Annotated in this window: 23 protein-coding genes; 11 read left to right on the top strand and 12 right to left on the bottom strand. The window is 60.1% G+C overall.

Going from position 1 to position 22,936, the window contains the following annotated elements:
- Positions 1–49: 49 nt before the first annotated feature.
- The 3 genes from GIW02_RS18920 to GIW02_RS18910 are packed head-to-tail and all read right to left on the bottom strand — an operon-like array spanning position 50 to position 2,306.
- Positions 50–955, bottom strand: a complete 906-nt coding sequence (locus GIW02_RS18920) for a 5'-nucleotidase (protein ID WP_236418399.1) — start codon at positions 953–955, stop codon at positions 50–52.
- Positions 956–969: 14 nt separating this feature from the next.
- Positions 970–1,923: a putative 2-dehydropantoate 2-reductase gene (locus tag GIW02_RS18915; RefSeq protein WP_236418400.1), complete on the bottom strand. Its 954-nt coding sequence runs from the start codon at positions 1,921–1,923 to the stop codon at positions 970–972.
- Positions 1,920–2,306 (bottom strand): thioredoxin domain-containing protein, encoded by a 387-nt coding sequence (locus GIW02_RS18910; RefSeq protein ID WP_236418403.1) that lies wholly within the window; start codon positions 2,304–2,306, stop codon positions 1,920–1,922. The genes GIW02_RS18915 and GIW02_RS18910 overlap by 4 nt, the downstream gene beginning before the upstream one ends.
- Between GIW02_RS18910 and GIW02_RS18905 the strand changes: the two genes are divergently transcribed.
- On the top strand, positions 2,305–2,739 hold the full coding sequence (locus GIW02_RS18905) for a PilZ domain-containing protein (RefSeq protein ID WP_236418405.1): 435 nt from the start codon (positions 2,305–2,307) through the stop codon (positions 2,737–2,739). The genes GIW02_RS18910 and GIW02_RS18905 overlap by 2 nt on opposite strands.
- Positions 2,740–2,869: 130 nt before the next feature.
- The gene (locus tag GIW02_RS18900) at positions 2,870–3,946 is read left to right on the top strand and encodes a 3-deoxy-7-phosphoheptulonate synthase (protein ID WP_236418406.1); all 1,077 of its coding nucleotides are present in this window, start codon (positions 2,870–2,872) and stop codon (positions 3,944–3,946) included.
- A 56-nt stretch (positions 3,947–4,002) separates the two neighbouring features.
- On the opposite strand, the gene GIW02_RS18895 is transcribed toward GIW02_RS18900, so the two are convergent.
- Positions 4,003–4,284 carry a GNAT family N-acetyltransferase gene (locus GIW02_RS18895; protein WP_003189869.1) on the bottom strand — a complete coding sequence of 94 codons (282 nt, stop codon included), beginning with the start codon at positions 4,282–4,284 and terminating at the stop codon, positions 4,003–4,005.
- A gap of 611 nt (positions 4,285–4,895) precedes the next feature.
- Here GIW02_RS18895 and oprI point away from each other — a divergent pair.
- Positions 4,896–5,147, top strand: coding sequence for an outer membrane lipoprotei OprI (oprI, locus tag GIW02_RS18890; protein ID WP_003172710.1), 252 nt, complete (start codon positions 4,896–4,898; stop codon positions 5,145–5,147).
- 154 nt (positions 5,148–5,301) lie between these two features.
- Here the strand turns inward: oprI and GIW02_RS18885 are convergent, their stop codons facing one another.
- From GIW02_RS18885 to GIW02_RS18875, 3 genes are all read right to left on the bottom strand, one after another.
- Positions 5,302–6,270: a L,D-transpeptidase family protein gene (locus GIW02_RS18885; protein ID WP_236418407.1), complete on the bottom strand. Its 969-nt coding sequence runs from the start codon at positions 6,268–6,270 to the stop codon at positions 5,302–5,304.
- 86 nt (positions 6,271–6,356) lie between these two features.
- Positions 6,357–6,650 carry a hypothetical protein gene (locus tag GIW02_RS18880; RefSeq protein ID WP_025859175.1) on the bottom strand — a complete coding sequence of 98 codons (294 nt, stop codon included), beginning with the start codon at positions 6,648–6,650 and terminating at the stop codon, positions 6,357–6,359.
- A 58-nt stretch (positions 6,651–6,708) separates the two neighbouring features.
- Positions 6,709–7,314 carry an arylesterase gene (locus GIW02_RS18875; protein ID WP_236418408.1) on the bottom strand — a complete coding sequence of 202 codons (606 nt, stop codon included), beginning with the start codon at positions 7,312–7,314 and terminating at the stop codon, positions 6,709–6,711.
- Between the two features lie 10 nt (positions 7,315–7,324).
- Between GIW02_RS18875 and GIW02_RS18870 the strand changes: the two genes are divergently transcribed.
- Together GIW02_RS18870 and GIW02_RS18865 are read left to right on the top strand one after the other, a co-directional pair.
- Positions 7,325–8,008 carry an ABC transporter ATP-binding protein gene (locus GIW02_RS18870; RefSeq protein ID WP_122718983.1) on the top strand — a complete coding sequence of 228 codons (684 nt, stop codon included), beginning with the start codon at positions 7,325–7,327 and terminating at the stop codon, positions 8,006–8,008.
- Complete coding sequence (locus GIW02_RS18865; protein ID WP_236421978.1) at positions 8,008–10,518, top strand: ABC transporter permease; 2,511 nt, start codon at positions 8,008–8,010, stop codon at positions 10,516–10,518. Before GIW02_RS18870 ends, GIW02_RS18865 begins: the two co-directional genes overlap by 1 nt.
- Before the next feature lie 44 nt (positions 10,519–10,562).
- Here GIW02_RS18865 and greB read toward each other — a convergent pair whose 3' ends face one another.
- Positions 10,563–11,036, bottom strand: a complete 474-nt coding sequence (gene greB, locus GIW02_RS18860; protein ID WP_236419456.1) for a transcription elongation factor GreB — start codon at positions 11,034–11,036, stop codon at positions 10,563–10,565.
- 113 nt (positions 11,037–11,149) lie between these two features.
- On the bottom strand, positions 11,150–12,109 hold the full coding sequence (locus GIW02_RS18855; RefSeq protein ID WP_236419455.1) for a hypothetical protein: 960 nt from the start codon (positions 12,107–12,109) through the stop codon (positions 11,150–11,152).
- A gap of 191 nt (positions 12,110–12,300) precedes the next feature.
- Here GIW02_RS18855 and GIW02_RS18850 point away from each other — a divergent pair, with 191 nt between their 5' ends.
- From GIW02_RS18850 to GIW02_RS18840, 3 genes are read left to right on the top strand one after another with little or no spacing between them, the layout of a single operon-like run.
- On the top strand, positions 12,301–13,227 hold the full coding sequence (locus GIW02_RS18850) for an ABC transporter ATP-binding protein (RefSeq protein WP_236419453.1): 927 nt from the start codon (positions 12,301–12,303) through the stop codon (positions 13,225–13,227).
- Entirely contained in the window at positions 13,224–13,949 is a 726-nt protein-coding gene (locus GIW02_RS18845) for an ABC-2 transporter permease (protein ID WP_236419451.1), read from the top strand. The genes GIW02_RS18850 and GIW02_RS18845 overlap by 4 nt, the downstream gene beginning before the upstream one ends.
- Before the next feature lie 15 nt (positions 13,950–13,964).
- The gene (locus GIW02_RS18840) at positions 13,965–15,695 is read left to right on the top strand and encodes a Gldg family protein (protein ID WP_236421977.1); all 1,731 of its coding nucleotides are present in this window, start codon (positions 13,965–13,967) and stop codon (positions 15,693–15,695) included.
- Between the two features lie 4 nt (positions 15,696–15,699).
- Here GIW02_RS18840 and GIW02_RS18835 read toward each other — a convergent pair whose 3' ends face one another.
- The 3 genes from GIW02_RS18835 to GIW02_RS18825 form a co-directional block, all read right to left on the bottom strand.
- On the bottom strand, positions 15,700–16,008 hold the full coding sequence (locus tag GIW02_RS18835; protein ID WP_236419102.1) for a class I SAM-dependent methyltransferase: 309 nt from the start codon (positions 16,006–16,008) through the stop codon (positions 15,700–15,702).
- Positions 16,009–16,281: 273 nt separating this feature from the next.
- Positions 16,282–16,716 (bottom strand): DoxX family protein, encoded by a 435-nt coding sequence (locus GIW02_RS18830; protein WP_236419105.1) that lies wholly within the window; start codon positions 16,714–16,716, stop codon positions 16,282–16,284.
- Positions 16,717–16,819: 103 nt separating this feature from the next.
- The gene (locus GIW02_RS18825) at positions 16,820–18,241 is read right to left on the bottom strand and encodes a transglycosylase SLT domain-containing protein (RefSeq protein WP_236419107.1); all 1,422 of its coding nucleotides are present in this window, start codon (positions 18,239–18,241) and stop codon (positions 16,820–16,822) included.
- Between the two features lie 236 nt (positions 18,242–18,477).
- Between GIW02_RS18825 and GIW02_RS18820 the strand changes: the two genes are divergently transcribed.
- The 3 genes from GIW02_RS18820 to GIW02_RS18810 form a co-directional block, all read left to right on the top strand.
- A complete protein-coding gene (locus GIW02_RS18820; RefSeq protein ID WP_236419109.1) occupies positions 18,478–19,284 on the top strand; it encodes a TatD family hydrolase in 807 nt (268 codons plus the stop codon).
- A 96-nt stretch (positions 19,285–19,380) separates the two neighbouring features.
- Positions 19,381–20,862: a methyl-accepting chemotaxis protein gene (locus tag GIW02_RS18815; RefSeq protein WP_236419111.1), complete on the top strand. Its 1,482-nt coding sequence runs from the start codon at positions 19,381–19,383 to the stop codon at positions 20,860–20,862.
- A 198-nt stretch (positions 20,863–21,060) separates the two neighbouring features.
- The coding region (locus GIW02_RS18810; protein WP_456361657.1) for a DUF6531 domain-containing protein at positions 21,061–22,936 on the top strand (1,876 nt) is incomplete at its 3' end.

Raw genomic sequence — 22,936 nt, 5'->3', positions numbered from 1 at the left:
ACGGCGGAGATTGAATCAGCTTAGCAGCGCCGCAGCCACATGGATTGACTTAGATCTTCACCTCATTACTGATGCCATGGGGCACATGCCCGGTGGCAACCACCTCCCTGGCCTTCTCGCAATGCCCGGCCTGGTCATCGAAAAACACATCGGCGGCAAACGCCTCCAGAAACGCGGATTTTTCCAGGCCGCCCAGAAACAGCGATTCGTCGAGGCGGATGTCCCACTCGCGCAAAGTGCGGATCACCCGCTCATGGGACGGCGCCGAACGGGCAGTGACCAAGGCAGTGCGGATCGGGCAAGCCTCGTCCGCAAACTCCCGCTGCAACAGGTTCAGCGCGGCCAGAAACCCCTTGAAAGGCCCGCCATGCAAAGGCTGGCGTGCCGACTCACGCTCGCTGGCCTGGAACGCCGCCAGGCCACCGGCCTGGTACACCCGCTCCGACTCATCGGAGAACAGCACCGCGTCACCGTCAAAGGCGATCCGCAGTTCTTCACTGGAAGCCCGGCGTGCACCGCCCGACAAAATGGTCGCCGCCGCAAAGCCGGCGTCCAGAGCGCTGCGCACATCGTCGGCATGGGTCGACAGAAACAGGTGGCAACCGAACGCGGCCAAATACGGATAGGGACTACGACCGCCTACGAACGCGGCGCGGGATATATCCAGGCCGTAATGCTGGATCGAATTGAACACGCGCAAGCCAGTGTCGGCACTGTTGCGCGACACCAACACCACTTCGACTCGGGCACGCCCCAGGCTGGCATTGAGGCTCAGCAATTTCTTGACCAGCGGAAAGGCGTCGCCGGGCTCGAGGATTTCTTCCTCGTGTTCGATCTGGTATTTGCGATAGGCCTCCACCCCTTGGGCCAGGTAGACCTTGTGGCTGTCGCTCAGGTCAAACAGCGCCCGCGACGAAATTGCCAGCACCAGCTTGTCACCCATTCCCTTCGCCATCGTGTTCCCCCCAATCAGCGGTTGTGCCGATCAATAAAACTCAAGGCCTGATACAGCGCCTGCATACGTGGCAACTCGCATCCGGCGGCCCTGGCAGCAGCCAATGGGCGCGCGTAGATAGCCTCCAGTTCCAGCGGGCGTTTGTGCACGTGGTCGTGGTACATGCTCGGCAGGTAGTCGTCCATGGTTTCGGTCATGGCGAACATTTGCTCGGCGTAGCTGGCAGGGATTTCGTGGCCGCAGGCGTGGGCGCCCTTCACCACTTCGGCCATCAGCGCCCGGATCAGCTCGCGGCTGGATTCGTCCGCCATCATCGCCGTAGTCCCGGTGCCCAGCAAGACGGAGAGGCCGTTGTAGGGCACGTTCCACACCAGCTTGTGCCAGCGCGCCTGATGCACATTGGCCATGGCCTGGGACTCGATGCCGGCCTGGCGAAACAACGCGGCGCCGGCTTCGACAATTGCCTTCTGCAACGCGTCGTCATTGGCCGCAGTGCCACTGTGATAACCCAGGTTGACCCGGCCCAGCGCCTGATGCTCGACCACGCCGGGCGCGGAGCGGTGCACGCCGATATAGCACAGCCCACCCAGCAGATGCAGCGACGCCGGCAGGTGTTCACGCAGGCTGTCTTCCACATCGAGGCCGTTCTGCAGCAACACCACTTTGGCATCCGGTGCGGCGACCTGGGCAATGGTCGGCGCCAGGTCCACATTGCCGGTGGATTTGGTGCCCACCAGCAACCAGTCGCACGCCGGCATATCGGCGGCGTTGGCGTAGGCCTGCACCGGGTGCAGATGCAGCTTGCCGTGCAGCGTGCTGTTGAGATGCAAGCCGTGCTCACTAACGGCAGCGTATTCACTGCGCAACAGAAAGTGCACATCGAACCCGGCACGCGCCAGCATCAGGCCGTAGAACCCCCCGATAGCGCCGGTGCCGATAATGCCGATGCGGGGCGAGTGTGCGGTCATGGCAGATCCTCTGGTGTACGGGTGAGTGCTTGATTGATCGCGTCGGTAAGGTCAGCAAGGGTAAGACGTGTCTGTATTTGCCCGAGGAACTGACCCTCGCACACCACGAACAACGCGGGCAAATGAAAGATCTGATAGCGCTCGACCGCCCCCCCGTTCTGCCCGGCATCCACCCAGCACACGCGGTCCAGCGGCAAGCGCCAGCCCGGCAGTTGCTGGCGTGCCCAACGGCAGCTGGAACACCCCTCGCTTGCGAACACCACCAGCGAAACCCCTGGTAATCCCAGCAATTGCTGGTCAATATCCAGATCGGTCAATTCCAGTTCCTTCACTATACTGCTGCTGCCGCCGTCAACTGGACGGTGCTTGGAGTCCGTGTACATGGGTCGTTTTTTACCTCACCCTGATGATGTCGCTGTCGAGTTAATCCAACGTCCCTCTCCTGCCATCCGCCGCCAACGCCTGCACACTATCGGCCTGGGCGGCGTCGCCTGCAATTGGCCGCGCGCCTGGCGCCCGGGTACGGCGGTTGATCTGCAGATCCCGTCGCTGGGCGCCAGCGCACGCTACCCAGGCTATGTGGCATGGTGCCGCAAGGTCGAAAACGGCTATCGCATCGGCATCTCGTTTACCGATGAGCATGCCCTGTTCGGTGCACGCATGGGTGAGCAAGCATGCCGGATAGAGCGCTACTGCCGCCAGCATGAAGACGCCGAGCCCACCCCCGCACAACTCGAAGCCCTGGCCCGTGAGTGGGTGGCGCGCCATGCCGGCGAGTTCTCCCATGAGGCATTTGTGCGCCCGGCACTCGATTAAACCGGGCTTTGCCCATTGTCGCGGGCCCGTGTTACGCGCTAAGGTTCCTCCCCCCTGCATTCAAATCATGCTGTGCCCGCCGCACGGGGATGGCTGGCGGCCGGCACCCGTGACCCTGGCGAGTAACACGATGGCTGATTTACCGATCAACGACCTTAACGTCGAATCCAACGAGACACTGATCACACCCGATCAGCTCAAGCGCGAAATCCCCCTGAGCGACGCTGCCCTGCAGACCGTCACCAAGGGCCGCGAAGTCATCCGTGACATTCTCGACGGCACTGACCACCGCCTCTTCGTGGTGATCGGGCCTTGCTCGATCCACGACCTCAAGGCTGCCCACGAATACGCCGAGCGCCTCAAGGTGCTGGCGGCAGAAGTGTCCGACACTTTGTACCTGGTGATGCGCGTCTATTTCGAGAAACCGCGGACTACCGTCGGCTGGAAAGGCTTGATCAACGACCCGTACTTGGACGACTCGTTCAAGATCCAGGACGGCTTGCACATCGGTCGTCAGTTGCTGCTGGACCTGGCCGAAATGGGCCTGCCCACTGCCACCGAAGCGCTCGACCCGATCTCCCCGCAGTACCTGCAGGACCTGATCAGCTGGTCGGCCATCGGCGCACGCACCACCGAATCCCAGACCCACCGCGAAATGGCCTCCGGCCTGTCATCGGCCGTCGGCTTCAAGAACGGCACCGACGGTGGCCTGACGGTTGCAATCAACGCGCTGCAATCGGTTTCCAGCCCGCACCGCTTCCTGGGCATCAACCAGGAAGGTGGCGTGTCCATCGTCACCACCAAGGGCAACGCCTACGGCCACGTGGTACTGCGCGGCGGCAACGGCAAGCCCAACTATGATTCGGTCAGCGTTGCGCTGTGTGAACAGGCGCTGAACAAGGCCAGGATCAAGCCAAACATCATGGTCGACTGCAGCCACGCCAACTCCAACAAGGACCCGGCCCTGCAGCCGCTGGTGATGGAAAACGTCGCCAACCAGATCCTCGAAGGCAACCAGTCGATCATCGGCCTGATGGTCGAGAGCCACCTGAACTGGGGCTGCCAGGCGATTCCAAAAGACCTGGCCGACTTGCAGTACGGCGTGTCGATCACCGATGCCTGCATCGACTGGTCCGCCACCGAAAACACCCTGCGCAGCATGCATGCCAAGCTCAAGGACGTATTGCCCAAACGCAAACGCAGCTGAATTGCGCACACAAAAACGCCGGGCTAGCCCGGCGTTTTTTATTGTCTGCTGATCACTCAGAGTTTGGCGGCGTGGCGCTGGTGGCGCTCCATGTAGCGTTCGACATAGGAGCACGACGGGATCACCGTGTAGCCGGCCTCTTCGGCAAACTTCAAGGCCTCTTCGGTCAATGCCGCCGCAATACCACGGCCGCGCAGTGCGTTGGGCACGAAGGTCCGATAGATATCCAGGGTCTGCTTCCCGAGGTCCATATAGGTCAGATAGGCACGATGACCGTCCACATTGGTCTCGAACTGATGACCAGCCTGGTCATGGTGGATGGACAACGCCTCGCTCATCACTACTCCTCGCGGGTCTTGGATTCTGACCCCTACCTTACCGATGTTTTTCCGGCGAAGGAACATCTACGCCACCCCGTGCCGGTTTCGACCACGAGAAAACCTTGAGCGCTTACAACCAGCACGTAGGGAATAGTAGGCGCCAATCCTGCAATTGCTCAAGGCGCACTCGTCATCCCCTGCGGCGGGTGGATATAGAAAGGGCCTCGATCACCCGGTGACCGAAAGCCTGAACATTGCCGGCAGTTGAACCTTGAGACGAACAGGCGCTCTTAAAGTCACTCTACATGGGTAAAATATGCCGACAACGGTAAAGTCAGCCGAGGCGTAAGTGTCAGCCGTGTTATATAAAATTTCATTGATTTACAAGGCCTGATGCATGCGGGGCGGCGCTTTCAGCCTGGATCCAACTCTTACCCCAATGCAAAAAACTGGACGCTTTTTATACAAACCGTCAACAGATTTGCCAAAACAGATTCGGCACAAGAATTTTTTTTGCTTCTTGCGCTACGTCAGTTTACTTACTACAAGTAATGAGTAGTATGTACGCCGGCTATCAGCTCACTCTGAGAAAGTAGCCATTTAATAGAAAGTCCTTGAAGGGGAACACGATGAACAACGTTCTGAAATTCTCTGCTCTGGCTCTGGCCGCAGTTCTGGCTACCGGTTGCAGCAGCGTCTCCAAAGAAACCGAAGCTCGTCTGACTGCAACTGAAGACGCAGCAGCTCGCTCCCAGGCCCGTGCAGACGAAGCCTACCGTAAAGCTGATGAAGCGCTGGCTGCTGCTCAAAAAGCACAACAGACTGCTGACGAAGCTAACGAACGCGCTCTGCGCATGCTTGAAAAAGCAAGCCGCAAGTAATAATCCCTCGGGGTTGTTATCAAGCCGATCCATTTATGGGTCGGCTTTTTTATTGCCTGAAATATGAGAGGGGGCTTGCCCCCGATGGCGGAGGTCAGTAACTCATGTGTTTACTGATACACCGCTATCGGGAGCAAGCCCCCTCTCACAAGGTTTACTGTTGCAGGTCGATCGGTGCGCTGGACGCTATAGGCGCGGCACCCGGCACCCCGATCTCGGTTGGCAAACCGTCTTCTGCCGCGACCACATCCCGCACCTGATCCCAGTTCACCCGCAGGTTATTGGCCAGGTCTTCACGCTTGAGCAAGGCGTTGATCACAGCCGTGTGCTTGTCGACCACCGACGGTGTGCCGTCGTCGTTCAACGGCGTATGCGCCTCGAGATAGACCTTGCCGCCGCTGCTGCCGAACTTGTAGGCATCGTTGATGATGCGCACCGACGTACCCACCGGCACCATGCCGGCCATCTCCAGCACGTTGTTGTTGAACATGCGGAAGCAGCCGTGGCTGGTACGTGTGCCGATGCCGAACTTCATGTTGGAACCGTGGATCAGGTAACCCGGCGTGCCCAGGGTGAACTTGAACGGGCCCAGCGGGTTGTCCGGGCCAGCCGGCACCACGTTGGGCAGCGGGTCGCCGTTGGCCGCGTGCTCGGCCTTGATCGAGGCCGGCGGGGTCCAGGTCGGGTTGGGGGTCTTGGCGATAATGCTGGTGTGCGCAATCGGCGAGCCCCAGCCTTCACGACCGATCCCCAACGGGAAGGTGTAGACCACGTTCTGGCCCTTGGGGAAATAGTAGAGCCGATATTCCGCCAGGTTGATCACGATGCCTTCCCGAGGCCCCGGCGGCAGGATGAAACGCGTCGGCAGCACGATCTCGGTGCCCGCGCCCGGCAACCAGGCGTCGACGCCCGGGTTGGCCGCGACCATCTCCGAATAGCCCAGGTCATAGGTGGTGCCCAGGTCGGCAAAGGTGTCTTCGTACTTGGCCTTGATCACCTGGACCTGACCGACGATATCTTCACCCGGTGGTGGCAAGGGCAACTGCAAAGCTGACGCAGAACCGGCCGCACAGAGCGCAGCAAGAGACAGGCAGCGGGTGACGACGGAAAGGCGCGACAACATCCGGAAAATCCTTCGCAGAACGACGGGTAGGTAAAAATCGATTGTATACGTGAAGCGGGCGTCTAGCTGCAAGCTTGTCGGCCCACCTACAGCTCGAAGCGCAGCTCCGGCCAGATCGGCGGCGTACCGCGCTTCTGCGACTCAAGAATAGCCCGGCACAAGGGGCACAGGCGTTGGTCCTGGAAGATCGAGCGGTCGACCCGCGACCAGCGCGGTTGCGCCGGCAATAAAGTGCCGCACAGCGTGCGATCGATGGAGCCGCCCAGTTCCAATTGACGCGTCACCAGATGCACCCGCACTTCCTGGCAGGCGAACAGATCCAGCTGCTCGTCCGGCTCGATCAGTTGGTAGTTAAACAGGGACCAGGCAGGACGCGACATCAGGGGCTCCAAATCGGGGGGGCGCCACCTTAGCCGAAAGCCTGCCGGTAGAAAAGCGTCATAGCAGCGGTTTTAGCGTCGGCCAGACATTTTCCAGCAACTTGCCCTGGGCACCGACCGCCGGGTGCAGTTGATCCGCTTGCATCAGCTGCGGGTTACCGCCAACGCCCTCAAGGAAAAACGGTACCAGCGGGACGTTTTTTTCCTCGGCCAACGCGCCATAGACCTGGGCAAACGCAGTGGTGTAACGCGGGCCATAATTGGGCGGCAACTGCATGCCCAGCAATAACACCTTGGCACCGCCGGCTTTGGACTGATCAATCATCGACGCAAGATTTTGTTTCAATTGCGCCGGAGGCTGCCCGCGCAAGCCGTCATTGCCACCCAACTCAATAACCACCACGTCCGGTTTATGCTCTGCAAGCGCCGCCGGCAGCCGCGCCAGGCCTCCGGCACTGGTATCGCCACTGATGGACGCGTTGACCACCTTATCGTCGAAACCTTCCTGCTTGAGCCGTTGCTCCAGCAGCGCGACCCACCCTTTGCGGGTATCCAGGCCGAAACCGGCACTGATACTATCGCCAACGATCAGGACTGTACCCGCCGCTGCGTTCTGGGCCATGCACATCAAGGCCAGGCCAGCACTCAAAAACCACATTCGCATCGGATTCTCCATGGGCGCAAGCATTCTCACCGCGCGGAACCTTAGCAAAGTGGTTCCCAGCGCGGAAGGTGAACTGACTATCCTGCACGAACTGAGCCTGGAACTGAACAAGGGCGATAGCCTGGCTATCGTCGGTGCTTCCGGTTCCGGCAAATCCACCCTCCTGGGCCTGCTGGCCGGCCTTGACCTGCCCAGCAGCGGCGAAGTCACCCTCGCCGGGCAAGCCCTGAGCAGCCTCGACGAAGACCAGCGCGCGCGCATCCGTGCCGAGCACGTGGGCTTCGTCTTCCAGTCCTTCCAGTTGCTCGACAGCCTCAACGCCCTCGAAAACGTCATGCTGCCGCTGGAACTGGACGGCCGCAAAGACGCCCGCGAGCGCGCCAGGCACCTGCTGGAGCGCGTGGGCCTGGGCCAACGCCTCACCCACTCGCCACGCCAGCTGTCCGGTGGCGAGCAGCAACGGGTCGCGATTGCCCGTGCATTTGCTGCAGAACCGGACGTGCTGTTTGCCGATGAACCCACCGGCAACCTCGACAGCCACACCGGCGAGCGCATCAGCGACCTGCTGTTCGAACTCAATAAAGAAAGCGGCACGACCCTGGTGCTGGTCACCCACGACGAGCGCCTGGCCCACCGTTGCCGACGCCTGATCCGCCTTGAAGCCGGCCTGATGGTCGCGCCCCTGGAGCCTTGATGGCACGCTTGCCGCTGTTGCGCCTGTTCAGCCTTGCCATGCGCCAATTGCTGCGCGATGCCCGCGCCGGTGAATTGCGCGTGTTGTTCTTCGCCCTGTTGGTGGCCGTGGCCGCCAGCACTGCCATCGGTTACTTCGGTGCGCGCCTCAATGGCGCCATGATGTTGCGTGCTACCGAGTTCCTCGGGGCCGACCTGGTGCTCGAAGGCAGCTCGCCGGCCCGCCCGGAGCAAATCCTGTCCGGCACCGAGCTGGGCCTTGATCACGCCCGCGTGGTGGAGTTTTCCAGCGTCATAGCCACCGACAACGGCATCCAGCTCTCCAGCATCAAGGCGGTCAACGAGCAGTACCCGTTGCGTGGCCAGCTCAAAAGCGCCGCGGCGCCTTTTGGGGATGAAACCCCGGGCGGCGGCCCCAAGCCCGGTGAAGCCTGGGTGGAGGCGCGACTGCTGACGGCACTCGACCTCAAGGTCGGCGACAGTATCGACGTGGGCATGAAGACCTTGCGCCTGGCGCGCATCCTCACCTACGAGCCCGACCGCGCCGGTAACTTCTACAGCCTCACGCCCAGGGTCATGATCAACCTGGCGGACCTCGATGCCACCGGCGTCGTCCAGCCCGGCAGCCGCGTCAGCTACCGCGAACTGTGGCGTGGGCCGCAGGCGAGCACGGCGCTGCAGACCTATCGCGACCTGGTCAAGCCAGGGCTTGCGGCCAACCAGCGCCTGCAGGACTCACGGGACGGCAACCAGCAGATTGGTGGCGCCCTGGGCAAGGCCGAGCGCTACCTGAACATGGCCAGTCTGGTGGCGGTGCTGCTGGCCGGTGTGGCCGTAGCCTTGTCGGCCAACCGATTCGCCACGCGACGTTTCGACGCCAGTGCGTTGTTGCGTTGCCTGGGGCTGTCGCGACGCGAAGCCATGTTGCTGTTCACCCTGCAATTGAGCGTACTGGGCCTGCTCGCGAGCTTGACCGGCGCCCTCCTCGGCTGGCTGGCACAGTTCGGCCTGTTCTACTTCCTGCATGACCTGCTACCGGCGGACGTACCCCCCGGCGGACTGTTGCCAGCGATTGCCGGGATCGGCACCGGACTGGTCGCCCTCGCCGGCTTCGCCCTGCCGCCCTTGGCCGCACTGGGCCGTGTACCGCCGCTGCGGGTACTGCGCCGCGACATGCTGCCGATCCCGTCCAGCACCTGGATGGTCTACGGTGCCGCGCTGCTCGCGCTGGGCCTGATCATGTGGCGCCTGAGCCTCGACCTGCTGCTGACCTTCGCGTTGCTCGGTGGTGGTGTGGTCGCGGCGCTGATCCTGGGCGGTCTGCTCCTGCTGCTGTTGCAAAGCCTGCGGCGCCTGCTGGCCCGCGCCTCCCTGCCGTGGCGCCTGGGCCTGGGGCAGTTGTTGCGCCACCCACTGGCCGCGGCGGGCCAATCCCTAGCGTTTGGCCTGATCCTGCTGTCCATGGGGTTGATCGCGTTGCTGCGCGGCGAGTTGCTCGACACCTGGCAAAACCAGTTGCCCAAGGACGCCCCCAACTACTTCGCCCTGAATATCCTGCCGGCCGACAAGGACGCCTTTGGTGCGCGCCTGCTCGAACTGCAGGCACAGTCAGCGCCGTTGTACCCGGTCGTGCCAGGCCGCCTGATCAGCATCAACGGCGAACCGGTACAGGAGATTGTCAGCAAGGATTCCAGTGGCGATCGCGCGGTGCAGCGTGACTTGAGCCTGACCTGGGCCGCCGACCTGCCGCCAGGCAATGCGCTGACTGCAGGCAGCTGGTGGTCGCAGCAACCCACCGATGAGATTCCCGGAGTCTCGGTAGAAGCCAAGGTCGCGCAAAGCCTCAAGCTCAAACTCAACGACCATCTGGTCTTTACAGTGGCTGGGGAAAATCGTGAAGCGCGGGTCACCAGCCTGCGGACCATCAACTGGGATAACTTCCAGCCCAACTTCTTCATGATTTTCCAACCAGGCACCTTGAAGGACCTGCCCGCCACCTACCTGACCAGTTTCTACCTGGCCCCAGGTCACGACCAGCAGATCGTCGATCTGTCCCGGGCATTCCCCGCAGTGACCATTCTGCAGGTGGAGGCGCTGCTGGAGCAGTTGCGCAGCATCCTCGCCCAAGTGACCCTGGCGGTAGAGTACGTGCTGCTGTTCGTGCTTGCGGCGGGCATGGCGGTGTTGTTCTCCGGCCTGCAAGCCACCCTCGACGAGCGTATCCGCCAAGGTGCGCTGCTGCGTGCCCTCGGTGCCGAACGCAAGCTACTGGTCAAGGCCAGGCGCATCGAGTTCGGCTTGCTGGGCGCAGTCAGCGGGTTGCTTGCGGCATTGGGCACCGAGCTGGTGACCTGGGTGCTGTACCGTTATGCGTTTGACTTGGCCTGGCAGCCGCACCCATGGTTACTGCTGCTGCCGGTGATCGGTGCCGTACTGATCGGTGGCGCCGGGGTGTTTGGTACCCGCCGCGCCTTGAACGCCAGCCCGCTGACGGTATTGCGCGAAGGCTGAAACCTCGCTGGCCCGCGTCCTTTACAGAGGCGGGCCAGCGTCAACTACTTCACATACTCGATACCGGTGATCCACCAGCAGACGTCACCACCCGGCGTCTGCACGATGGCCTCATCGTCGACTTCCTTGCGCAACAACGCGCGAGCCATCGGTGAGTCGATGGAGATGTAGTCCATCCGATCATAAATCTCGTCATAGCCGACGATGCGAAAACGCTTGGTTTCGCCTTGCTCGTTTTCAATATCGACCCAGGCGCCGAAAAACACCTTGCCCTCCTGCTCGGGCATGTACTCCACCACACGCATGTCTTCGAGGCGCTTGCGCAGGTAGCGAACCCTGCGGTCGATTTCACGCAGCAGTTTCTTGTTGTACTGGTAGTCGGCGTTTTCGCTGCGGTCCCCCAGCGACGCAGCCCAGGTGACTTTGCGCGTGGTGTCCGGACGCTTTTCGCGCCACAGGTAATCCAGCTCTTTCTTTAGCGCTTCATGACCTTCTTTGGTAATCAGCTTGGTACTCAAACGCACGCATCCCCGAGCAATGTCCATAGGCGCCGACAGGCCAGGGAATCGTTCCCTGGCGTCGGCTGGCTGGCGTTGATGATAAATGAACCGGGGAAAGTAGCCAGGCCAGTCTAGCTATCCAACGCCTGATCCAACTCAAGCAGTATGCCTCGCAAACTCTGACGCAAGACCGACATCTGCGACGCCATCGCCTTGAGTGCTTCGGTCCTTTGGCTGACTGCCTGGGACTGGTCGTGCAGTTGAGTGGTGCGCTGCTCGAGTTCTCGGGCTCTCTCATCCAGCTGGCTTTGCTGCTGCTGCACTTGGATTTGCCATTGCTCAAGCCTGGCCTCCCGCTCGCCGGCAGCCAGTTTTTGCTGGGTCAGTTCCTGAGCGACGCGCGCAAGGCTGGTCAGCGTAGTGTCCACTTCAAACAATGTGCTGTCGTCCACCGGCGCCACCAATTTAGGTTGTGCCAGCACTTTTGGTGCCGGCTGGATGACCGGTGCGGCCGGCACCGGTTGCGGTTCTTCGACAGGATATTCAGCCGCCGCTCCCCGGCCTGCCTCGGCGGGGCTCACCACCTTGGGCACAGAGCTCATTTGCGACGAAAAACGAATGGACGGCACGATCAATGAAGCGCTTTCGATGGCCGGTAACGCCGGTGCAGACATCCCCAAGGTAATCACCTTCATTACCAAGGCCTTTTTGATGATCATCGAGTGATGATCATCAGGCTTGGCCGGCGGCAGCTTGCAGCCTTTGAGATCGACAAAATGATAGGGCACCTGAGTGTCGGTTACCGCGCCCGGCTTGGCGCCCGACGCAGCCAACGTCAGGATTTGCTTGAACACATGCATGGCCACTTGCAAGTCTTCCTTGGACTCAACACCGTCCAGAAAATACCGTTCGGCTTTTTTGCGCAAGGTCGCGATATAGACCCTGGAACTACCCGGTTCAACTTCTTCATCCAGACTGTAAACAAGAAAATTGGAGGCAATCTGACCTACAGCAAATCCACAGAGCAGTGCCCCGTTGACGGGAGCATCCTCACCATTACGTTCAAGAACAAGGGTACGTAGAAGCATCATGGTAATCAGGCCTCATTACGAAGGGCGACAATTAAAAGGTTAAAAACACATCACAATTGTCCCAGCGCCCTACCTAACAAGCACGTAGGACTTGTCTTATAAATGCCGAGCGGCGTTCCCAAAAGACACTATTATCCGTACCCTTTTTCAGCGCCTCCTACTTTTTGATTCAAAACTTGCCCGGTAGCAAAATGATCGAAATCAATAATCTGACGAAACACCTGGGCAAGAAAACTATCATTAACGACCTATCGTTCAATGCCAATCAAAAAGAATGTCTCGGACTGTTTGGCGAAGATCCTGCAATTAAAACAACACTGTTAAATATGCTCTCGGGCGCTACCCCTCCTTCCAGCGGACATATAAGTATCGAGGGGTTCGACATGCAAACTCAACGACTAAAAGCGCGAAGGCTTATCGGCTACCAACTTGATCAAGAGCTTGATCACCCTACGATGTCGGTTAAAGACTTTCTCAACTTCATCGCCGCCCTTCGTGGGTTCCACGGCAACGAAAAGCGAGCGCGGGTGGAGGAAGCTGCAACGCGCCTGGAGTTATGGCCAATCCTCAGCATGCCGCTCAACGCCCTCTCCGTCGGGTCGAAGCGCAAAGTTGCCATTGCTCAGGCCATCCTGCATGGCCCGGCCTTGTTGTTATTGGATGAACCGACCGAGGGGCTACCGCCTGATCAGAAGCAGCGATTCAAAGCGCTCATCCAATCGCTGACGCAGGAAATGACGGTCATCATTGCTTCCCGCCACTGCGATGACTTGTCCCACGTCTGCACACGCGCACTGATTCTCGCGAATGGTCGCCTGGTGGCCGATAGCCCACTGCCCGATTTGCAACGCGACTCCCGGCATTTCCAAGCAGTCACCCTAACCGCGGATGCCCCGCTGGACCTCCTGGCCCTGGCGGTCCTGCCGGGTGTAGCGGGCATCGAAGAACATCGACATGCACCCGGCACGGTAACCGTTCTGGCCATGCCGGGGCACGCGATCTATCCCCACATCAACACGCTCGTTGCCAATCGCCGTTGGAAAATCAACTCAATGAGCCTGGAACCGGGCCGGCTAAACGACGTGGTCCATCATCTGAGCCGAGAGGCCTCCTCTTGAAACTGCTGCCCGTCATCTTCAAGCGTCAGCTCGCGAGTTATGCCAGCACGCCCGGCACCTACCTGAGTATTGCCATTTTTCTAACCCTGTCCGTGGTAGCGGGGCTGCACATGAGCCCGTGGTTTGAGCAAGGCAGCAGCGATCTACAGGTGTTTTTTCAGTTTCATCCCTGGCTCTACTTCCTTTTGATACCGCCCCTGGCCGCACAACTTTGGTCAGATGAATCGAATGCCGGCTTTCTCGACCTGATGAAAACATTCCCCATCACAACCTTTGACTGGGTCGTCGGTAAGTTTTTAGCCGCCTGGGTGGTGGCGGGCATTGCCCTGATATTAATGTTCCCCTTGGTCATCATCGCCAATTACCTGGGCAGCGCAGACAACGGCGTTATTGCCTCGCAATTCCTCGCAAGTTGGCTATTGGCGGGCACTTACTTGTCCGCCAGTTGTTTTATTTTCACCCTGGTCCGGCAGCGTACCGTTATCGCTATCCTGACCATCGGCTTACTGCTGATCGCCAGTGGACTTTCATCTTTGCTGGATGCGCTTGAACATCAACAACCCATCTGGTTAATCGACAGCCTGACCGCCCTTAGTCCTTTTTCTCGGTTCAGCACTATCGACGAGGGTAAGTTCACACTTCGCGACCTGCTTTACTTCACCAGCACGATCCTGGCCTTTCTCGCTGCCACGACAGTCACACTCAACTATAAACACAGTTGAGAAAGGAAGCCCCGCATGCGATCCGCTCTGCTTACCGGCATGACACTCACGGTCATACTGTTACTTTTCCTGGCATTCAACTTGGTGTGGGTGGGGCACCTTCCCACTCTCCGCTGGGATTACTCACAGCAAAAAATCCATACGCTATCCCCGTCCGTCCAACAATCGCTCGCGTCACTGGAAAGCCCCCTGGACTTGTATTACTTCAACGCGAACCGCGACCCGCAAAGAAGCTACACGGTAAAACGCTACGGCAAGCGCATTGAGGACGTGCTCAAGGAATATGAAAAAGCCGCCAAAGGCATGATTAATCTGCACGTTATCGAGCCTGCGCCTTTTTCAGAAGATGCCTACAAAGCAGGCTTATTTGGCCTTGACAACACCGCTGGCTTTCTTGGCCTGATCGGCACCCGTGCCGGTCACGGTGCGCAACGCATCGAATCCTTCAGCGTCGAACGAGAGCCTTTGCTGGAGTATGAAATCAGTCACCTGATCGCCAAGTTGCAACACCCCGAACGCCCCATTGTCGGGCTGTTGCCAGGGCTGGCCATGGAGCCGTCCAGTGATCGTCTGCTCAAGGCATTGCAGCAGCACTTCAACCTGGTCAACTTGACGTCGGCCACCGAACGCATACCGGAGCACATTCAGACACTGATGGTCGTTCACCCGCGAACGCTGTCTCAAGCAACCCTCTATGGGATTGAACAATTTGTATTGAAGGGCGGCAGATTGATGATGTTCATCGACCCGCTCAGCGAGCAAAGCTCAAACGCCACACCCGCCGACTCCCGGCTGGATGGGCTGCTTGCCGCCTGGGGCATCCAGATGCCGGCGAACAAGTGGCTGGTCGACATTGGCTACGCAGCCAGTGCTGGCAACCGTGCGGCGCAGCATCCGGGCAGACTGACCCTGCCCCGACAGGCGATGAACACACATGATGTCAGCACCTGGAAAGTGAACAGGGTAACGGTGTCGAGCAGCGGCGCCCTTTCACGGCTGCATAAAAGTCGCACAAGCTTTACCCCCCTGCTGCAAAGCTCAGAGCAATCCGAGCTACTGGATACCGAGCGCTTCGCGGGTGCAACCGAGTTCGACTCTCTGCATGAAGAAGCGCTGCCTCAAGGCAAACGCCATGTGATTGCAGCCCGTATCGAGGGGCCGGGTTATTCGGCATTTCCTGACGGTATCAGCGGCCAGCCACCCGGTTTGCAAAAGGCGGCGCAGATCCGTGTCGTGGTAGTCGCCGATACGGACCTGCTCTCGGACAAGGTCAGCGATTTGGCGAAGAACGACAACGCGCTGTTTGTCTTGAACACATTGGATAACTTGTCTGCTCCTGAAGCACTCGCCAGTATTCGCCCGCGCGCCGCGCAGGAAAGCCCGCCTTCGCTGCTGGCAACCCTGCGCACCGCCGCAGAGCAAGCCTACCGGGTGAAGGCCAGCGAACTGGAACGGCGGCTGCGGCGCACGGAACAGGAGTGGCAACACCTGAGCCTGCCGACCACCACCCTCAGCAGCCAGACCGTGGACACCACCCAACTGCAAGCACTTAACAAGGAGCGCCTGCGCCTACCCATGGAGTTGCATGCCGTGCGGGCCGAGGCCTACGCCCAGGTCAATCGACTGGAGATCGCGATAAAGCTGGTGATGACCTTCACGATACCCGTGACGTTATGCCTGATGGCCGGGCTGGTCTTCGTGGGGAACCGCCGGCGGCGTCGGCACGCCGGCAGTGTGATTCGCTAAGCGCTCAACGCCTGGCAATCAACCCTTGCCTGGCAATGCGGGTCAGTTGCTGGATCACTTCAGCGGCGTCGCAGGCGCTGGGGGCCTGGATCACTGCCAAATCAAAGCTGTTGCTGGCAAAGCGCGCAAGGGAATCGCCGTCTTCGACAAACTGGATCAGGAACGCCGAAGGCCGGCCGGTACGACGCGGCCAGCCATCCAGATAACGCAAGAGCGTCGGCTGGTGCTTACCGCCAAGCAAAATTTTCGGATTGCGCTGAGTGAGGTCCGCAGTGATCGGGGCCAGGCGTATCAGGGGGCGTAGTGCATTCATTGTGTCGTGTCTCTGCCTCAAAAGTCTGCGGGCAGGTGAGAGGCAACACCGAACCAGCGCTTTAGCGGTATTTCGAAGCCGTCCAGCCCTGAAAAAAAGGTCATGGAAACTGGCTTCTGTCGGGCTCATCGAGTCCCAGTGGCGCCCCGCAATTAGCTGTTTAAATCGGCGCATGGGCAGCATCCTAGAGAAGCCGGTGGGCCGGTGTCAAGAATCCCGAGCAACGAAAAGGCCCACGCAGTGGTGGGCCTTTTCAGAGATTTGTGCGAGTGATCAGTTAGCGATGGCACGGTCCGCAGAGAGTTTGCCGGCACCTTCCAGCAGCACCGCCAGCGAGCCGCCCAGCAGGGCCAGTGCGAACTCATAACCGTTGTTGGCCATGAACAGACCGTTGTGGATATGCACCGAGAAGATCGCCACCACTGACAGGATGGTCAGGCCCAATGCCGCAGGGCGAACCAGCAGACCGATGATCAGGGCCAGGCCGGCGAAGAATTCGGTACCGCCCGACAACAGTGCCATCAGGGTACCCGGCGCCAAGCCGATGCTCTCCATCCACTGGGCAGTGCCCGCCAGGCCGTAGCCACCGAACCAGCCAAACAGCTTTTGCGAACCGTGAGCGGCGAAGATGATGCCGACAACGATGCGCAGAATGGTCAGGCCGTAGCCGGCGCGGGTGGACAGGACGCTTTTGATCAGTGGGCTCATGGTGTTAATCCTTTTAGAAGTAGGGGTTGGTTGGCCGCTATATTAATCAGTTTAAACAATGATAAAAGCCGAAAAAATGCCTGATTAATATCGATAAAATCGATTACTTCCGTGAGGCGATTTTCGGCGCCGGTGGTTCAAGGGACTCGCGCTCGCGATCGAATGCCAGGTAGTACTTGTTGACACTATTAACATAGCTGACGCCGCCCATGCCCACCTGCTCCATGGCAATGCGCTCGACCTGGAAGAACCACTGATTGGGGTTGAGCCCCCGGCGCTTGGCTTCGGTGCGCATGCCCTGCACCCGCTCTGGCCCCATGTTGTAAGCGGCCAGCACAAACGCCATGCGCTCGCGCTCGTTGAGCTTGGGGCTGGAGAAAAACTTGCGGCGAATCATCGACAGATAACGCGCACCCGCCTGCACATTGCTGTCGAGGCTCTCGATATTGTTGACCCCCACCCGCTGCGCCGCCGAAGGCGTGATCTGCATCAGGCCGGTGGGGCCGCCACTGTTGCGTGCGCCGGGGTCAAGCGCCGACTCTTTGAAGGCCAGCGCTGCGAGGTTCAGCCAGTCCATACCCTGTTCCCGGGCATGTTTTTGCAGCACCGGGCGAAGCTTCTCCAGGCGCTGGCGGTCCACTCGCGCCAACGGATTGCGCACTTGATAGAGGCGGCGATAGATACGCTGGAACGCCACATCCTGGTCGGAGGGGGTTCGGTAGGTCTTGAGAAATCGATCGATGCTGGCGCGCAGCATCGAAGCATCCTGGCGCACAAACCAGTACTCGTCGCCGGGTTCGCTGATGGCCACCTGCTTATCGAAACGCAACTTGGGCAAAATCTTCGACCAGCGTTCGGCAATCGGCTTTTCGACAATGGTCAGGTGAAAAATACCGGCCTGCACCATTTCCAGCACATCCTCCACGGCCAGGGTCGGATCGACCCACTCCACCTTGATCGGAGGCTGCTTGTGCAGGGCCAACTTCTGGTTGACCTGGCTGATGGCATCCGCCGCCGCGCTGCCGGTGGTCAGCGCCAGGGTCCGTCCAGACAGTTGCTCCAGCCGGGTAAACCGCCGCTCACCTTTCACCCCTACCAGCCATAACGGCACATCGCTGTTAATCGGGTCGCTGGTGGCAATCTTGTGCATGGCCTTTACATCGAGCAATTCCCCTGGGGCCACCAAGTCGCCTTCACCCCGCGCCAATGCGCCCAGCAGTTGGTCCTTGGCCTTGGGAATGATCTTGAGGTTAATTGCCTGGCCATCCCGGGCATGGCCATTGAGGTATTGCTCGAAGGCGCGCAGGCGATGGTATTCAACGCCGATAGCCTGACCTTGCACTTCACCGGAACTGTTGCGGCTCTGGTTGACCAATACGCGCAAAGTGCGGCTTGAGCGGATCTCCGCCAGGTCGCGGACCTTGCCGGGCCGGGTAACTTCCAGCGGCCCGTCCAGACGCGCGACCGCCGCCATGGGCAGCAGTAACGTCAGGCACAACATAAGCAAAGCCGAGGGTCGGATCATCCGCTCTCCGGAAAGAATACTGGCCAACGCTGTCGCGAAAAACGAAGCGGTGGAGGTCAGAAACAGAGCGCTTTATGCGCTGGCAAAGCGCGCAACGGTGGCACAGGGCAAGGCGCACAGCCAGCCACAATGTCACTTGCGACGTTCAAAGACAGCTATAACTCGTTGTAGTTCTTCGATTTTCTTATAAATCTACAGCTCTGATATGCTTTCCGGCCGCAGGCGGAGATAGCACCATGCAACTCATTGATATCGGCGTCAACCTGACCAACCCCAGTTTCGACGAGAAGCACCAGGCCGTGCTCGACCGCGCTTATGCCGCTGGCGTGCAACAATTGGTGCTCACCGGCACCAGCGTCGACGGCAGTGAACAGGCCCTGGAACTCTGCGTAAAACTCGATCCAAGCGAGCAACGCCTGTTCAGCACCGCCGGCATCCACCCCCACTCGGCCAGTGACTGGAACGCTGACAGCGCCCAGCGTTTGCGCGCCCTGCTCGGCGAAAGCCGCGTACGTGCGGTGGGCGAATGTGGGCTGGATTTCAACCGGGACTTTTCCCCGCGCCCACAACAGGAAAAAGTTCTGGAGCATCATCTGGCCCTGGCCGTCGAGCTGAAACTGCCGGTGTTCCTGCATGAGCGCGATGCCAACCAGCGCCTGCTGGAGATCCTCAAGGATTACCGCGACCACCTCACTGCCGCCGTGGTGCACTGCTTTACCGGCGAGCAGCACGCGTTGTTCAGCTACCTCGATCTCGACCTGCACATCGGCATCACGGGCTGGATCTGCGATGAACGCCGTGGGACGCATCTGCACCCGCTCGTCAGGGAAATCCCCCGTGGTCGTCTGATGCTGGAAAGCGACGCGCCCTACCTGCTGCCGCGTACCCTGCGGCCCAAGCCGAAAAACGGTCGCAACGAACCGGCCTACCTGCCAGAAGTGCTGCGCGAAGTGGCCCTGCACCGTAACGAAACCGTGGAGGACCTGGCCGAGCACAGCAGCGCCAGCGCCCGGGCCTTTTTTGGCTTACCCGCCGTGGATTGATGCGGCGCATTGACCCACGTCAAAATCGTTTCCCTGGATAGCGGCACAATAATGGCACCTTGCCAATGCTGTTTCCGCTATCAGAGAAAACCTTCCATGGGTGCCTGGCTTAGCAACATCTCGCTGAAATATAAATTTTGGGCGGTCAACGCGGTCGCCTTCATCACCACCCTGCTGCTGGTGCTGTACGCCGTGCAGCTCGAGCAACAGGCGCGCAGCGCTGCGTCCCAGGCCTCGGCCCAGGCGCAAGGGCGATTGCTCAGTGCCTGGCCCGCCGATAAAGCATTGCCCAAGGGCGAGCAATGGCTGACGTTCACACGGGGCCAAGTCCCACAACTGGCTGATCAGGATCTGTCAGCCCTGAGCCGCGCGACGGGTTGGGTCGAACTCGACGCCATGCCACTGTTCGGCGAAAACCCGTTGATGGGTGCGGACGTGATCGCCCGCGCCGATGGGCAATACATCGCCGTACTTGCCTACGCGCCCAGCTTGAGCCAGGTATTCAGCGACCGCTTCGCCAACTATGCCGTGGCCGTGGCCATTTTGATGCTGGCGATGCTCGGCGCCTCGCAGTTGCTGATCCGCTTTCTTCTCAGCCAACTCAACACGCTCAAGGACGTGATGCTGCACGTCGAAAAAACCGGCGACCTGTCGGCCCGCGTGCCCCTGGCCTGCAAGGACGAAGTCGGTCAGATGGCCAGTGCCTTCAACGCCATGCAGGCTGGCTACCAACGGGTGGTCAACACGGTGGCACGCACCGCCCGGCAACTGGATGAGGGCGCCGCGCGGCTGGCCAGCAGCATGAACGAGGTGCAGCACGGCATGCTCGGCCAACAAAGCGAAACCGACCAGGCCGCCACCGCGATCAATGAAATGACCGCCACTGTCTACCATATCGCCCAACATGCCGGCGCCACGCGCGACCTGTCCCAGACCGCCGACACCCTCGCCGGCAGCGGTCAGGAAGTGGTCACCCGCGTGCAGCGCTCAATCGCCGGGCTGTCCACCGGCGTGCAACAGACCGCCGAAATGATCCAGAAACTGGCCGAAGACAGCCAGAAAATCAACGGCGTGGTCGGTGTGATCCACAGCATCGCCGAACAGACCAACCTGCTCGCCCTCAACGCCGCTATCGAAGCTGCCCGCGCGGGCGAAATGGGCCGTGGGTTTGCCGTGGTCGCCGACGAAGTACGCAACCTCGCCAAGCGCGTACAAAACTCCACCGACGAAATCACTCGCATGGTTTCAGCCCTGCAGGCCGGTACCCGCGACGCGGTGGACTTTATGCAGGAAAGCTCGTTCAAGGCCGACGACTGCGTGCAACAGGCCCAGGAAGCCGGTGCGGCACTCGCCGAAATCACCGGCGCCGTAGCGCAGATGCGCGAGAGCAACACTCAGATCGCCGTCGCCGCCGAACAACAAAGTCACGTAGCCGAAGAGATGAACCGCGCGGTGGTGAGCATCCGTGACGTGACCGAAAACACCGTACAACAGACGGTGGATTCGGCGACAACCAGTAATGAGTTGGCGACCCTGGCTGGGGAACTGAGTAAGGCGATTGGGCAGTTGAAGTTGTAGGAGGATTCAACGTGTAATCCGCCACCTACAACCATCCCTCCGTTTGCTCGACGCGTTTGCGAAAGGTCCTAGCCCTGCTGTCGAATAACACCTACTTCTTTTCCCTACCAACCTCTCCAAAGTCTCTCGCCTGATCAATCAGCGCGAGGGACCGCCGATGCACTTCTCCGTTAATGCCCTGTTCAAAGGGGCCGCCTCTTGAACCCGGCCATTGGCCGGTTGGCCCTGACCCCCATGAATGCGAAGGCGCCCGATATCGAAGGCGTCTTCCGCGATTTCCGCGAATGCCTGAACACCTTTGACGAGTGGGCCGAAAGCTTCTGGAGCTTTTCGGCGCTGGACCTCGAGCAGGTGTTCAAGGTGGGGGATGAGGTGGCGCTGGTCACGCCGGTTTCCTCCCAGGCCCCCAGCCCTGTCGTTGCCACCTGCAAGGCCCAGGGTTCGCTGACCTTGGTGCATATGTTTGAAAGCACGCGGTTCGTGCCGATCGGCAACACGCCGGTGATGCTGCAAGCCATTGCAGCGGATGGCCGCCCGACAGGCCCCCCGCTCCCTCACACTATTGGCCCCAGCGGCATCCTTGAAATCAAGGGCTGCACGCGCGACCAGCAGTACCAAGTCACCTTCTACCCCAATGTTTCCAAGGATCACGTCAAGGCGCTGTATGCGTCTTATCAGTCGGTGATCCAGGACTTGGAAGCGCGGTTGCGCGAAGAGTGGGACAACACCTTCCAGGATCAATGGAAAGACTACACCGACGCCACCCCGCTTGATCGTCGCAGGATGGTCGAAGCGGCGTTTCTCAGCGGCATGGGTAAAGCGCTTTACAACCTGTGGGACAACATCGCACAGCTGTATGAGCTGCTGGGGGACCTCAAGGCCAACAGCGACAAGCTATTGCAATACGTTTCTCAAGCCGAACTCGATGAACTGTTGGCGCTGGGTAAGGACAAGGTCGCCCTGGGTTTGCTGGTGCTTAGCGATGAACCACTGCTGTTCATCTATCTGTCGACGATGGTCAGCTGGATGCGATTGCTGCCGCCGCCACAGATGAATGAGTTGATGGGGGAGATCACCGGGGAGGTGTTGATCAACCTGCTGCTGGCCAGGGTAGCGGGCGCGATGGGCGTCGGTGTGCGCCTCGGCGCGCAGGTGCTGAGTCATATCAAGTCCGGTAATGCACGGCACTGGTTGGAGTTGCTGGCTAAACAGCTGGTCGGGCCTGAGCTGAAACCACATGTGGAGGCCGCTAGACCTTTGCTGCTTGGGAGCCCGGCGACGGCGATCAAGACCGTGCCGGCTGCGCCGTTGAAGGCTGGAGAGCAGCTGGTTTCCAACCCGGTGCCGGCGGTGCGCAACAAGACACAGCAGACGGTGTTGGTGCGGCAGGAGCACGTTGATGACGTGCCCGTGTCGGCGAAAAATCCTAAGGGGGATGCGGCAGCTTCTGCGGATAAAACCGCCACCAATGGCTGCCCGGTGTCGATGGTCACGGGCGAGGAGTTGCTGACGCTGACCGATGGGACGCTGGACGGGGTGTTCCCGTTTGAGTGGACGCGGCTTTACCGCACCAGTGCGGTGGAAGTGGATTGCGGGTTGGGGTTTGGCTGGAGCCATTCGCTGGCGCAGCGGCTGGCTGTTTCTGGTGATTCGGTGGTTTGGACGGACCATGAGAACCGACGCACTGAGTTCCCTTTGCCTACGGCCTCTCGGCCGGCGATCACCAATAGCCTGGCTGAAGCAGCTATCTATCTGGGGGATTTGCCCGATGAACTGGTCCTCGCCCAGGCCTCGCGTTTCTATCATTTTCGCGATGGTGTGCTGGTCTCGATCAGCGATGCGTATGACAACCGGCTGCGCATTTCTCGGGATTATTCAGGGCGGATTGAGCGGCTGGATAACGGTGTTGGGCGCTCGCTATTCCTACGCTATGTGGCTGGCCGCATTGTGGCGGTGGACTACCAGATTCAGCGCGCCAAGGGTTATGAGCCTTTCGAGTGGATTACTGAATACCCCGTCGTTTCCTACGCTTACGACGACCTGGGCCGACTGATTTCAGCGACCAACGCCGTAG

It is taken from the genome of Pseudomonas syringae (assembly GCF_021606685.1).
GTDB lineage: Bacteria > Pseudomonadota > Gammaproteobacteria > Pseudomonadales > Pseudomonadaceae > Aquipseudomonas > Aquipseudomonas syringae_R.
Note: the sequence above shows the minus strand (reverse complement) of the source record. Positions and strands in the feature narration are given on the sequence as shown.

Excerpts from the sequence above, each read along its gene's own strand:
- GIW02_RS18895 (WP_003189869.1), bottom strand. The coding sequence starts at position 4,284 with ATGAGCGAGGCGTTGTCCATCCACCATGACCAGGCTGGTCATCAGTTC.
- GIW02_RS18885 (WP_236418407.1), bottom strand. The coding sequence starts at position 6,270 with ATGTTGTCGCGCCTTTCCGTCGTCACCCGCTGCCTGTCTCTTGCTGCG.
- GIW02_RS18815 (WP_236419111.1), top strand. The coding sequence starts at position 19,381 with ATGGGTGCCTGGCTTAGCAACATCTCGCTGAAATATAAATTTTGGGCG.
- GIW02_RS18910 (WP_236418403.1), bottom strand. The coding sequence starts at position 2,306 with ATGTACACGGACTCCAAGCACCGTCCAGTTGACGGCGGCAGCAGCAGT.
- GIW02_RS18825 (WP_236419107.1), bottom strand. The coding sequence starts at position 18,241 with ATGATCCGACCCTCGGCTTTGCTTATGTTGTGCCTGACGTTACTGCTG.
- oprI (WP_003172710.1), top strand. The coding sequence starts at position 4,896 with ATGAACAACGTTCTGAAATTCTCTGCTCTGGCTCTGGCCGCAGTTCTG.
- GIW02_RS18875 (WP_236418408.1), bottom strand. The coding sequence starts at position 7,314 with ATGCGAATGTGGTTTTTGAGTGCTGGCCTGGCCTTGATGTGCATGGCC.
- GIW02_RS18840 (WP_236421977.1), top strand. The coding sequence starts at position 13,965 with ATGCGATCCGCTCTGCTTACCGGCATGACACTCACGGTCATACTGTTA.
- GIW02_RS18880 (WP_025859175.1), bottom strand. The coding sequence starts at position 6,650 with ATGTCGCGTCCTGCCTGGTCCCTGTTTAACTACCAACTGATCGAGCCG.
- GIW02_RS18915 (WP_236418400.1), bottom strand. The coding sequence starts at position 1,923 with ATGACCGCACACTCGCCCCGCATCGGCATTATCGGCACCGGCGCTATC.
- GIW02_RS18870 (WP_122718983.1), top strand. The coding sequence starts at position 7,325 with ATGGGCGCAAGCATTCTCACCGCGCGGAACCTTAGCAAAGTGGTTCCC.
- GIW02_RS18900 (WP_236418406.1), top strand. The coding sequence starts at position 2,870 with ATGGCTGATTTACCGATCAACGACCTTAACGTCGAATCCAACGAGACA.
- GIW02_RS18835 (WP_236419102.1), bottom strand. The coding sequence starts at position 16,008 with ATGAATGCACTACGCCCCCTGATACGCCTGGCCCCGATCACTGCGGAC.
- GIW02_RS18850 (WP_236419453.1), top strand. The coding sequence starts at position 12,301 with ATGATCGAAATCAATAATCTGACGAAACACCTGGGCAAGAAAACTATC.
- GIW02_RS18820 (WP_236419109.1), top strand. The coding sequence starts at position 18,478 with ATGCAACTCATTGATATCGGCGTCAACCTGACCAACCCCAGTTTCGAC.
- GIW02_RS18920 (WP_236418399.1), bottom strand. The coding sequence starts at position 955 with ATGGCGAAGGGAATGGGTGACAAGCTGGTGCTGGCAATTTCGTCGCGG.
- GIW02_RS18830 (WP_236419105.1), bottom strand. The coding sequence starts at position 16,716 with ATGAGCCCACTGATCAAAAGCGTCCTGTCCACCCGCGCCGGCTACGGC.
- GIW02_RS18855 (WP_236419455.1), bottom strand. The coding sequence starts at position 12,109 with ATGATGCTTCTACGTACCCTTGTTCTTGAACGTAATGGTGAGGATGCT.
- GIW02_RS18865 (WP_236421978.1), top strand. The coding sequence starts at position 8,008 with ATGGCACGCTTGCCGCTGTTGCGCCTGTTCAGCCTTGCCATGCGCCAA.
- GIW02_RS18905 (WP_236418405.1), top strand. The coding sequence starts at position 2,305 with ATGGGTCGTTTTTTACCTCACCCTGATGATGTCGCTGTCGAGTTAATC.